This window comes from Candidatus Lernaella stagnicola, from assembly GCA_030765525.1.
In the GTDB taxonomy this organism is placed as follows: domain Bacteria; phylum Lernaellota; class Lernaellaia; order Lernaellales; family Lernaellaceae; genus Lernaella; species Lernaella stagnicola.
Genome location: JAVCCK010000044.1, coordinates 71,114 through 82,617, shown reverse-complemented (window position 1 = coordinate 82,617; position 11,504 = coordinate 71,114). Strand labels below are relative to the sequence as shown.

General features: G+C 62.9%; 9 protein-coding genes. 7 read left to right on the top strand and 2 right to left on the bottom strand.

Translation table 11 applies throughout. The features are described 5' to 3' along the window. Window positions 1–6 precede the first annotated feature (6 nt). The 6 genes from P9L99_20910 to P9L99_20885 all read left to right on the top strand — a co-directional run bounded on the left by P9L99_20910 (window position 7) and on the right by P9L99_20885 (window position 6,990). Complete coding sequence (locus P9L99_20910; protein MDP8225834.1) at window positions 7–1,383, top strand: MATE family efflux transporter; 1,377 nt, start codon at window positions 7–9, stop codon at window positions 1,381–1,383. A 43-nt stretch (window positions 1,384–1,426) separates the two neighbouring features. Continuing rightward, window positions 1,427–2,320 (top strand): DMT family transporter, encoded by an 894-nt coding sequence (locus tag P9L99_20905; GenBank protein MDP8225833.1) that lies wholly within the window; start codon window positions 1,427–1,429, stop codon window positions 2,318–2,320. A gap of 39 nt (window positions 2,321–2,359) precedes the next feature. Next, window positions 2,360–3,487: a hypothetical protein gene (locus P9L99_20900; GenBank protein ID MDP8225832.1), complete on the top strand. Its 1,128-nt coding sequence runs from the start codon at window positions 2,360–2,362 to the stop codon at window positions 3,485–3,487. A 76-nt stretch (window positions 3,488–3,563) separates the two neighbouring features. Further along, window positions 3,564–4,229 carry a hypothetical protein gene (locus tag P9L99_20895; protein ID MDP8225831.1) on the top strand — a complete coding sequence of 222 codons (666 nt, stop codon included), beginning with the start codon at window positions 3,564–3,566 and terminating at the stop codon, window positions 4,227–4,229. Further along, window positions 4,222–5,424: a DUF371 domain-containing protein gene (locus P9L99_20890; GenBank protein MDP8225830.1), complete on the top strand. Its 1,203-nt coding sequence runs from the start codon at window positions 4,222–4,224 to the stop codon at window positions 5,422–5,424. Before P9L99_20895 ends, P9L99_20890 begins: the two co-directional genes overlap by 8 nt. Window positions 5,425–5,472: 48 nt before the next feature. Further along, a complete protein-coding gene (locus tag P9L99_20885; GenBank protein MDP8225829.1) occupies window positions 5,473–6,990 on the top strand; it encodes a hypothetical protein in 1,518 nt (505 codons plus the stop codon). Here P9L99_20885 and P9L99_20880 read toward each other — a convergent pair. Then, on the bottom strand, window positions 6,987–8,468 hold the full coding sequence (locus P9L99_20880) for a tetratricopeptide repeat protein (protein MDP8225828.1): 1,482 nt from the start codon (window positions 8,466–8,468) through the stop codon (window positions 6,987–6,989). The two genes, P9L99_20885 and P9L99_20880, sit on opposite strands and share 4 nt — an antisense overlap. Window positions 8,469–8,534: 66 nt before the next feature. Here P9L99_20880 and P9L99_20875 point away from each other — a divergent pair, with 66 nt between their 5' ends. Then, the gene (locus tag P9L99_20875) at window positions 8,535–9,875 is read left to right on the top strand and encodes a tetratricopeptide repeat protein (GenBank protein MDP8225827.1); all 1,341 of its coding nucleotides are present in this window, start codon (window positions 8,535–8,537) and stop codon (window positions 9,873–9,875) included. Here the strand turns inward: P9L99_20875 and P9L99_20870 are convergent. Continuing rightward, entirely contained in the window at window positions 9,852–11,504 is a 1,653-nt protein-coding gene (locus P9L99_20870; GenBank protein ID MDP8225826.1) for a glycosyltransferase family 39 protein, read from the bottom strand. The two genes, P9L99_20875 and P9L99_20870, sit on opposite strands and share 24 nt — an antisense overlap.

Genomic DNA, 11,504 nt, shown 5'->3' with positions numbered 1-11,504 from the left:
ACACAAGTGGAACCGAACACCGCCACGCAAACGCCGGTCAAGGACAACGGTGTCGTCACGCCGCACTCGGGAAGCGTGCGCGAAGTGCTGCTGATGTCGGGTCCGCTGGTTGTCGCTTTTTTATCCTTTTCGCTGATGAGCATTGTCGACACGCTGATTATCGGGCGCGTCGGCACGTTACAGCAGGGCGCGGTCGGCCTGGGCGGCATGCTCGCATGGATGCTCGGCACGATCTTCACGGGCACGATGACGGTCATCAACACCCTGGTGGCGCAGGACCATGGCGCGGGCCGCTACGCGAATTTGCGACGCCACGTGCATGTGGGCTTACTTTTCATCGGACCCTTTGTCGCCCTCATCTGGCTGGTCGTGCCCTACATGCCGCAGTTGATTGAGTTGTTCGGTACCGACCCGGCCGTCGCCGGTTACGCGGATCTCTACATTTCCATCCGGTTGCTGGCGATGCCGCTGCTGCTGGCTAATTTCGCGTTTTCGAGCTTTTTGCGCGGGCTGGGAGACATGCGCATGCAGATGTTCGTCACGGTCGCGGCGAACCTCATCAACGCGGCGTTGTCGATCGTGCTCGTGTTCGGCTACTTCGGCCTGCCGCGAATGGGTGTGGCGGGCCTGGCGATCGGCAGCGTCCTGGCCGCGATGTGCGAAACCGCCATGTACATGAAGAACTACTTTAGCCGGGCGAACCACGATCGCTTCCAAACCCGCACGTGGCTGCGACCGACGCTCGCCGATATCGGGCAGTTTATGAAAATCGGCCTGCCGATCGGCCTGTCGTGGTTTTTCGACATCCTCGGCTGGACCTTTTTCACCGTGTTCGCCTCCACACTCTCGCCCGTGGACCTGGCGGCGCACACCATCGTGTTTCAACTCCTGCACCTGAGCTTCCTGCCGACCGCCGCGGTGTCCGTCGTGGCCACCACGCTCGTCGGGCAGTACCTCGGCGCCCGGCGTCTGGATCTCGCCGAACGCGCCGCGCGTCGGACGTTATGGGTGGGCGTCGGCTACATGGCGTTTGCCGGCATGATGATGATCCTGTTCCGCCGACCCTTGATCGGCCTGTTCAATCCCGATGTCGCCGTCATTGCTGTGGGCGCGAAAATCGCGATCGTCGCCGGTATCTTCCAGCCCGGCGACGGTTTGTGGATGGTCATCTCGGGCGTGTTGCGCGGCGGGGGCGACACGCGCTTTCCCATGATTGCGATTCTGCTCTCGAGTCTTTGTGTGTTCGTGCCGGCGGTGTATTTGCTCGGCTCCCACTACGGCATCCTCGGCGCGTGGTTGGGCGCGTTGGTTCACGTGTTCTTCTTCGCCGTCGTGATCAGCCTGCGCTACCGGCAAGGCCGTTGGAAAAAGGCGCTCGTCTGAAAAGCGCTTTGTCTTTTGCGTAAATTCGGCTAAGAAAATGATCATGAGCGCGCCTTCGATCGAAAAACCGCACCTCGTGCCCGTCGCCCTTGTCGCGGCGGTGGCGGCGATTTCCTTTGCGGCGATTTTCTTCCGCCTCGCCTCGCCGACCCATCCGGCGATTGCCGCGGGCGTTCGCTTGGCGGTGGCGGCGGTTCTCTTGCTGCCCTGGACCGTCCGCGCCGCGCTACGCGGCAAGCTACGGGGACCGCTTTTGACCCATGCAGTCGTGGCCGGTCTTTTTTACGGCCTGCATTTCGGGGCATGGGTGACTTCGCTGACGATGACCTCCATTGCCGCGTCGGTGACCTTGGTGACAACCACGCCGCTGCTGCTGGCCGTGGCGGGCGTCATCACCGGCCGGGACAAACCGACCGGCCGCTTGTGGCTGTTGCTTGCCTTGGCTTTCGCAGGGTTGCTGATCCTCGGCGGCGGCGACCTGCGTGTCGGTTGGACGGCGCTGGCGGGCGACGGCCTGGCCTTGGCGGGCGCGGTGGCGATGGCCGGGTACATGCTGACCAGCCGCCGGCTCGGTAAACGGTTGGATTTGTGGGCATTTTCCGGCGTGGCGACCGCCGTGGGAGCGGTAACCCTGCTGGGTGGTGCGGCCCTGTGCGGCGTACCGCTTAGCGTGCCCTCGTGGTCGGCCTTTGGGTACTTGGTCTTGGCGGCGCTGCTGCCGCAACTGGTGGGGCATACGATTATCACGTGGAGCCTGCGTTACACCAAGCCGATGGTCGTGGCGTTGGCGGTGCTCGGGGAGCCGGTGGGCGCGACGATCCTGGGCGTCCTGTGGCTCGGTGAAGCGGTCGCGCCGTGGGTGGCAGTCGGATGCGTGATAACCTTGGCGGCCGTCGGCGCGGCAATTGTCAGCCACCGGATTGAACCGGTCGCGTAATTGCGGAAAAGTGAAGCGAGCCAAAACGAAGGATGAACGATGAACAGATGGAAACCAAAGCGATACGCGTGGGTGTTGATGTTGCTTCTCGTATGCGTTCTCGGCAGTGCCTGCGGCGCTTCCGACGATGACGACAGCGACACATTCGATGTCGACGACGATGTTAACAATGACGATGACGACACCAACGACGACACGATTGGCGATGACGACGACACAATTGGTGACGACGACATTGACGACGACGATAATGACGATGATGACAACGATGATAATGACGATGATGACAACGATGATAATGACGACAATGACGACAACGATGATAACGATAATGACGACGACACCGCGCCGCCCGCTTGCGAGCAATACGCATCGCCGCAGATCTTCGGACGCCTGGGCGCAGAGGATTTGACCGAGACCTCGGGCTTTGCTGTCAGCCTGAAAAACCCCGGCGTGCTGTGGGCGCAAAACGATTCGGGCGACGGACCTTATCTCTACGCGATGGATCTGGAAGGCAACTACCTGGGTCGCGTTGAGCTCGACGGCGCCACGGCGGTCGATTGGGAAGACATGGCCGTCGGCCCTTGCGACGAGGACGAGTGCCTCTACGCGGGCGACATCGGCGACAACGGCGCGAGCCGCACCGACTGCCTGGTGTACCGCGTGGTCGAGCCGGACGTTGATCCGCTCGTGCCCTTCGGGAATATGTTGTTGGCGACTTGGGAAGCGTTCCCGTTCACGTATCCGGACGGGCCGCGCGACGCCGAAGCCCTGGCCGTGCATCCCGACGGGGATGTCTACGTGTTTTCGAAGTACCCCTTCGGCACGAGCGAGATGTACGTTTTTCCTTCGCTGGCGGCTGATGATCCGGTCGAGCTGGTTCATTTGGGCGATCTGGACAGCGGCGGCGGCATCGCTACGGTGACGGGGGGCGACATTCATCGCAACGGGCGACGCCTCTTGCTGCGCACCTATTTGACGGCGATCGAGTGGCGGCTGCCGCTCGGGGAACAATTCGACGACATCGCGCTGGTCGGCGAGCGCGACGTCGTACCCACCGGCCTGGAATTGCAGGGCGAGTCGATCGCGTTTGTGCCGACCGACGGCAACTACGTGCACGCCTCGGAAGGCAGGCATACGATCATTTATCGCATTCCTTGTCGGTAGGCGCGCGTCATTCCATAGGCAGCCACCGCCATTTCGTATACCATGAGGCAAAACGACGATAAGGTCAGGAGTGTCCGTGAACTTGCGTTGTGTAACTCCGCGAGGACTCGTCGAATTCGATGCGACGGAACTACTCGCTCGCGCGGCGGGCTACGCTTTCGTTCACCTCGACGCTGGGACCGGCGACGCCATGTTTCCCTACCGCTTAGCCCGGTCGGCCCCCGACACCTTGTGCCTCGCGTTGGACCCGGTGGCTGACAACATGAAGAAAGTGGCGTCGCGCCTCGGTCGCAAGCCGGCCCGCGGCGGCGTCGAGAACCTGGTGCTGCTGATCGGCGGTCTCGAGTACTGGCCGCCGGCCTTGTTCGGCCTGGTCGGTCGCTTGACGATCAACTTCCCGTGGGGCGCGTTGCTGCGCGGTGTCGCCGAGGCACGCCCGGAAATCATGCGCCCGGCCGCCGCCTTGCTCACTCCCGGCGGCGAATTCGACATCCTGCTCAACATGCAGGTCTTCGGCGACGACCCGTTGCGCGAACGCCTCGACTTACCGTCCCTCACCGAAGAATTTGTCGATGAGCGACTGCGCGAACGCTACGCCGCCTTCGGTTTGGAAATCACCGACCGGCGATTGATCGGCGACGAGCCGCTCCCCGCACGCACGACCTGGGGCGGTCGCTTGACCCGCGGGAGCCGCCGCGCCACGCTGCGGATTCAAGGGCATCGGAGGGACGAAAATGACTGACGAGGTCCAAAAGGCATACGGCGAAGCGACGATTGTCGTGATGCCCGAAAACCCCGACGACCTGACGGTGCGGGCGCTGGCCGTATTGCGCGCTGCGCAGATGGTCGCTGCCGCCGATTTCGAACGCGCCGCCCGGTTGCTGCGCCACCACGACATCAAGCAAATCGTGACGCGCCCGGTGCTAAAAGCGGTTTTACGCCGCCTCGCCGCCGGTGATAACGTCGCGCTGCTGTTGGCCGGTCCGGACGACCCCACAGGAGGCCTCGTCGCCTCGGTCGACGACGCCGGATACCGCGTCACCGTGCTGCCGGCCGTTTCACCCCTGGCCGGCATGCTTCCCGCCGCCGGTTACGGCACGAGCCGGGTCAACGTATTGGGCCGGTTGCCCAGCGGGGCCAAACGCCGGGCCGCCACGCTCGCGTCGTGCGCCGCCGATTTGCGTCCCTTGGCGATTTCCGTAGCCGCCGAGCGGATCGCGGACCTTGTTGAAGCGTCGCGCGAGACTTTCGGTGATCGCTTGGCATTTTTCGCCGACGCAACCGGCGCCATCACCCGCGCCAAATTGGCCGACTTGCCGGCTTCCCTCCCGCCGAATCTGAGCGGGGAGGGGCTGTTGATCGTGGCGGGACGCGACCCCGAAGACGAACGAATCGACGACTTGACGGCCATCGGCGCGCGGGCGCGGGAACTGATGCGGGACGGGCTCACCACGCCGGAGGTGGCGAAGCGCTTGGTCGCCGAGACGTGTCTGACGCGCCGGCAAGCCTACGAATTGGCGAGAGCTTCGACGACCGAAGCCGATTTCGCCGAACTCAGTTTTTCTTTTCGCGGCCACGCGGCCATTCGCGCCACGCATGACAAGACCATCGAATTCAAGCGCGAGAACGATTGCGGCCCGCGTGAAACCTGCGTCGTGGGCGTGAGCGCGGATTGGGATCCGGCGGCGCTCAAGAAGGCGCGCGGGCGTGTCACCGTGGAAATCGCGGTGGAAGAGCTAAGTTGGAAAACTGACGCCACGATCAACAAACGTTTCGCGACGCGGGATCGATTGGTGATTCGCAAGAGCCGACACGGAAGCGATGTTACGCTCGCCGTGGCGGCCGCGGCGGGGGCGGCTGAGCTTCCCCGTGAGTTGGCCGCGAGGCTTCGCGATCCACAGTGCACGGGCGTCGTTACGATACGCCCGGCGTCGTGAGGTCGTTTCGTTGAAAAGACGCGCCGCATTCTTTACACTTTGGCGACCATGCTGACCTTTCGCCGCCTGGCGCTGTACACGCTGCTGCTGTTGCCGATCGCCTACGTGATGGGCATCACGTTTGCTGAGCGCCGCATTATCTACTACCTGCTGATGGCCGTTTTGCTGGCGCCGGTGTTTTTCGTGCTGGTGGTACACGAAACCCTACGCAAGAAGTGGCCCCGCTATCAGCATTTCATCGTGCGGCGCGGCGCTTGGCTGCGAAAAATCCTGCCGATCATCGCCAAGGTGATGATCTGGTTGATCCTACTCTTGCCGACCATCATTCTCGTGCCCATCGGCATTGGCTTGAACCCCTGGGCGTTTGCCGTGTTCGGCGCCATCCTGCTGGTGCTGCTTGTCTTGCAGACTTGGCGGCGGGCCGACTACCCCGCCTGGGCCCGGTTGGACTCGCTGCTGGTGATCATCGCCGCCGTGTATCTCGCGCTGGCCGCGATGACCTTCACGTTTCTCGGCACGTCGGCAAGCGCTTGCGATCGGCTGGCGGCCTCGCCTTATCTCACGCCGCTGATTACGCGGGGCGACATCGACCGCGCCCCCGGTCTCGACGCCTGCTTCCCTTACGACGTGAAGAGCGACCCGGACGCCGACCGCCTCTTTTTTACGCTCAAGCAAAAACGATCCGGCTTCCTGAAACTATTCTTCGGCCAGGAAGTCGCCAACGACGCCATCGGCGCGATGCCCTTTACGAAGCCGGACTTCGCCGCGGCGAAGTTGATTCTGATCAAGGGCGAATCCACCGCGCGCTATCCGCAGCGCATCACGGTCAATCCGCAACGCGAAGAAATTTACGTCGTCGTGCTGGATATCAACGGTCGCCACACGATTCGCGTTATTTCCTACGCGGGGGGCCTGTTCCGCCAGCAAGAGGAACTGGTCGTCGAGTTCGAGCCGATTCGCGCCTACTTCAACAACGCACGCAACGAATTGATCGTGCTCGGGTACGAGGGCGACGTGGCGAAATACAGCCTCGACAGCCGCCGCAAGATCTTCAAACGTCACTTCGACAACCTGGGATTCATCGGCATGCTCGACACGCTGGTGCCCGACCGTTACGGGCATCGTTACTACGCGTCGGTGGTTTCGCGGTATTTTCTGCTCTTCGACGGCAACGACTTCGATATCCTCAAGCAAGTCGACGTGGGCGTGCCGACGATTGGGCTCGACTACGACCGCAAGCGCCATCGCGTGTACGCCGCCGCGACCTTCACGCGGGAGATCCTCGTGCTGGACGGCGATACGCTGGCCGTGCGCGACCGCATTCCCACGGGCACGACCGTGCGCGAACTCTACTTCGACCGCACGCGCGACGCGATCGTCACGGCCGGATACGCCGATGGTCTCTTGGATGTTTATGACGCGGAAACCTACCGGCGCTTGGGACGAACCTTTGTAGGCAAGTTGGCGCGGGGAATTCACGTTGAACAGCAAACCGGGCGCGTGTTCGTCACCTCGAGTTGCGGCTTGTTCGAAGTCGACGTCGACCGGCTGATCGCCGGGGATTAATTTCCCCAGTTCACCTGCGGCAGGTATTGCGGCATGCGATCGCTTAGAGCTTCGGCCATCGTCCGCACCACGGCCGGCGTCATGTGCTGGTGGTCGATAAACACGCCACGGCCCAAGTATCCTTCGCTTTCGGGCATGGCGAGGATGATCTCCTCCGCGTTCAGCGTCGCTAGGCCGTGCGCCGCGGCAACGTGACGCAGCAGGTCGTTCGGCCGGTCCAGCGCGCGTTCGTTGGAGGCGTCCCATTCCTTGGCCGCCAGGAATTCGGCGCGAGCCTTGTCATGCTCGCCGAGTTGGCGATAGACGCGTCCCAGTTCAAATCGCGCCGCAGCGAATGTCGGCCCCAAGGCCACCGCCTGTTCATAAGCGCGTCGCGCCCCGGCCACATCGCCGTTGTCGAGTCGACGTCGCGCATCGACCAGCAATCGCGCGAAGGTCTTGCGATCCGCCGCGCTGATTGGTTTTTGGTGCAACGACCAGAACGGGCGGATGTCGGCCTTGTTGGTCGCCACGGTGAAAAACACGCCGGCGGCGCCTCGTTGCGCGATGTCGCCGGCCATCTGCTCGAAAAGCGCCCGGTAGCTGCCTTCGATTTCGCTTTTGAGATTGGCCACGAGGTTTACGAGGCGCTCGTCATAATCCTCGGGTTGTTCCAGCGGTTTGCTGTGCGGCCCGAAGAGCGGCAGTCCACGACTGTCGAACTCGGGGTCGGTCGCTTCGATGTCACCCATGGTCGGCGCCAACTCCGGAGGCCTGCCGACCGGCGGGGGCGGGAACGGTTGTTGGGCTTCGGCGGATCGGGGCGACAACGCCTTGCGAATCGCGCGGAACAGCTTCGAGTGACCGAGCAGGCGAAGCAGGAAATATGTTTCAGGCGATTTTTCCAGGTCGCCCCGGTCTTCGACCGGCGGGGCCATAGTCGGCATGACGCCGCCGAAATACACGACGACCAAATCGGGTTGGTATTCGACCATTTCGCGCAGGCAGCGCAAGACTTCAGGCCCACCCATGCCGACGTGGGCGGCGTTGACGACTTTGGCGTTTACCTGCGGATAGCGGTCGCGCAGTTTGTCGCGCAGGTACAAGGCCAAGAGCGTGTGGTCATCTTCGCGGTTGCCGAGAAATCCCCAGATCGGCGAGGTGCCCAGCACGAAGATTCGCGTTTCGTCGGGCGGCTTTTCGCGGTTGAATTCCATCACGTCGCGCACACGCTGCCATAATGCTTCGTTGCGACCTTCCGGCGGCGGTTCCCCGGCGGGCACGCCCTCGGACTCCATTTCGCTGCGGAAGTTGTTGACCATCATCTCGGCGCCGTCGCGCGATTCGGGCACGAAGAAACGGTCTGCGAATGAATCGTCGGACCGGGTGAAAGAAGGCGGCGCGCTGCTCAGTCGCAGGATGATCTCGACGGCAACCAGCAAGCTTGCGATCACCACCGCGTGAATCAACCATCGACGCCATGTTTTTGTCTTCGCCATAAAGACATCATACCATCGGCCATGCGTCCCGTGCTATATAGGCCATGGAGGAATTTCGGCAAAAGTATGGCGACCACAAAGCGCAAACGGCGGCGAATTGTTCTCATCCTCGCGATCAACGTGGCGATTTTGGCGGCGTTGTTGACGACGGTGGAGATCGTGCTGCGCCTCACCGAAGAAACCCCGGCGGCATTGACGGGTCCGCCGCCGCCGCGCGTGTTCGAACAAGTGCAAACCGACGACGGCCACCGCGTCTGGCGCAATCGCTTAGCCGACCCGAATACTTTTCCGCGCTTCGGCATTACGCAGATGACCGCGGGCGGCGTGCATTTTCAGGTCGAAGTGCCTTTCGCGCCGGCGGAATTCCGGGTCGAAAAACAGCCGGATCAATTCCGCCTTTTCCTGTTGGGAAGTTCTCCCATTTATGCCCGTCGCAGTGAAGGAGAATTCGACGACCTGGGCGCCATCATAAGCGAGCAGTGGCACGCGGCGGGCATGCAAACGACGCTGGAGATCGCCAACTGCGCCAACAAAGCCTTCGACCAGGACACCATGCGTCTGCTTCTCGGCGAGCTTGTGGAATACGATCCAGACCTCGTGCTCGTGTACATCGGCAACGTGTCGCCCGCGATCAACTTCGGGCAGGACCGCGAACTGATTTTCCACTCCGGATTCACCAATCCGCTGATCCGCGCGATGTTCGCCACACGCCTGTTTCGCGATTTCGTTTCACCGCTGGTCTTCGGACGCGGCACGCCCGTTCAGGGGCGCGATTTGATGACCGGCGCGAGAACCTACGGCAATACCGACGCGCGCGCCTTGGCAGCCGCGAAGAAGAATCTACAGGAGATCTACCGCCACAAGACCGGCGAAACGCTGCGCGAGATGGCTGACATCGCCGAGCAAGCGGGCGTTCCGCTCGCGTTCTACACGCTGCTGTCCAACCTTTACGCGCGACCGATGCAATCCGAATTCGATCCGGCGACCATCGAACAAGAGCGGCAAACAGTCCGCCGGCTGCTCCAAGAAGCGGAACAATCCCGCGATCCCCGCTCGTTGTTGGAGGAAGCGCTGGCCATCGATGACACCTACGCGGAAACCCATTTTCGGCTCGGCATGAAACTGTACCAGGACGGAAAACAGCGGCGTGCCCGCAAGCACCTGCGCCGCGCGGTCGAGCACGATGGCGCCGCGAGTCGCTTGGATTTCATCGTCAATCCGGAATTGGAACGCCTACGAAAACGCGGCGCGATCGAACTCATCGATCTACGTTCCCGGATGGATGACAACCCGATTACGTCGCGGCGATATTTCAGCGACCAAACCCATTTCAACCATGCGGGGATGAAGTTAGTCGCCGATACGACCATCCAATGGCTGCAATCAACCGGGCGCGTCTCCCGCTGATGCTTTGATGTAGACCCGGACGCCGCCCGCGTGCTGTGGGGCGCGGGGCAGCAAGCGCAGTGCGGGCCGGTAGTCGTTTTGCACGCGCTCCATTTGCGCGAGGCAGGCCGCGAGCGCCGCTTGACCTGTGGAAGCCAACGGCGGCGGTGCCATGCCGGGGTGCTCGACACCGGCCGCGTCGGGCCGCTGCTCGACGACAATCAACGCGTCGGCCGCGGGCAAATGGCCGCAGAACTCCCGAAAGCGATACCCGAAATTGTCGTCGTGAACCGCCGCGTAAATGCGAGCCCGGGGAAACGCCAACGCCAGGTAGCTGTAGTACACCTTCGGCGGCACCGTCGTCAGGTTGCCCGCCGCGTACACGGCGATCGTCGGCGCGGCGATGTCGCGGGTCTCCTTGCCGATCGTTTCCAGAATGATTTCGCGATCCGGCCAGTCAAAGTACTGGCTGGGCGTAACCGACAGCGGGGCGCGGTTGTCGCGCACCGGCAGCAGCGACGCCGCGGCGTAGAAGGCACACGAAAGAACCACGGCGGCCAACAGCACTTTGGTCCGTTTTGCTTCCCAAGGCAGACGCGCCAAGGCAATTCCGCCCGCCAACGCAAACGCGGGGAAGGCTGCCGAAAGAAAACGCGCGAAGTCGGCCGGGCCGGAGAGGAATCCCAACGCGGGAACAATACCCCACGCCAACAACACGCCCCAGCCGGGACGCCGCCGTCGCGTCAACCCGATCATGCCGATGGCGCCAAGCAACAACACGAGCGGCGCGGCTTCGACGAGGATCTGTTGCCATACCGACGCGCCGCCCTCGGTGCGCAGCGGTTCGTAGATCTCCCAGTAGTTGCCGATTTGGTGGAAGATCGTCTCACTCAGGTGCGTGAAGTGATCGCGGTACCACAGCAGCGATACGCCGGCCGCCGCCGCCAGCGCCAACGCGGTCGTCGCCAACGCCTTGATCCAACTCGGTCGGGTTTCTCCCGGGCGGGGCCATCGTCGCGCCGCGAATAGTTCGATCCACGCGCCCAGCAGCGGCGGCAAGAAGTATAGGAACGCGACGCCTTTGACCAGCATCGCCGCGCCCGCCGCCAAGCCGAAGCCAAGCGCCCACCAGGTTTTTTGCAGTCGATCGGCGGCCAAGAGGCAGACGACGCTCAGCGTCACCAACGTCGCCAGCGGGATCTCCAAATTGTAGCTGCGTGCGCCGTGCACGATTACCGGCGTCGTGCCGAGCATCAACAGGGCCAGCCAACCCGCCCAGTCTCCGTGCAGGCGTCGTCCGGCAAACCACACGAGCGCCAGCAACCCGATGGTGAAGAAGATATTGGTGATGGCAAACGCCCAGAGGCCGCCGCCGAAAAGCAGCGGCAGGGGCATGCTCGCCCAGTGGAAGAGCGGACCGCGATACGACCCCACCGCGGCCACCGGGTCGAAGCCCACGTCCTCGACGCCTTGCAGGTAGCGGTAGTAGTGAATCGAGGCCGGGTAGAAATCCCACGAATCGACGCCGATCATCGCCGGCACATGAGCCAGCACCCACCCGGCGTTGAGCGCCGCCAGCAGCAGGATCGTCGTCGCCGCGAGCCACGCGACGCGCGTGTTGTTTCCGGCCTTCGAGATTCGATCGCGCAT

Bases quoted from the DNA above. Each gene is read 5' to 3' on its own strand.
- P9L99_20870 (MDP8225826.1), bottom strand. From the start codon at position 11,504: ATGCGCGATCGAATCTCGAAGGCCGGAAACAACACGCGCGTCGCGTGG.
- P9L99_20905 (MDP8225833.1), top strand. From the start codon at position 1,427: ATGAGCGCGCCTTCGATCGAAAAACCGCACCTCGTGCCCGTCGCCCTT.
- P9L99_20885 (MDP8225829.1), top strand. From the start codon at position 5,473: ATGCTGACCTTTCGCCGCCTGGCGCTGTACACGCTGCTGCTGTTGCCG.
- P9L99_20880 (MDP8225828.1), bottom strand. From the start codon at position 8,468: ATGGCGAAGACAAAAACATGGCGTCGATGGTTGATTCACGCGGTGGTG.
- P9L99_20875 (MDP8225827.1), top strand. From the start codon at position 8,535: ATGGCGACCACAAAGCGCAAACGGCGGCGAATTGTTCTCATCCTCGCG.
- P9L99_20890 (MDP8225830.1), top strand. From the start codon at position 4,222: ATGACTGACGAGGTCCAAAAGGCATACGGCGAAGCGACGATTGTCGTG.
- P9L99_20900 (MDP8225832.1), top strand. From the start codon at position 2,360: ATGAACAGATGGAAACCAAAGCGATACGCGTGGGTGTTGATGTTGCTT.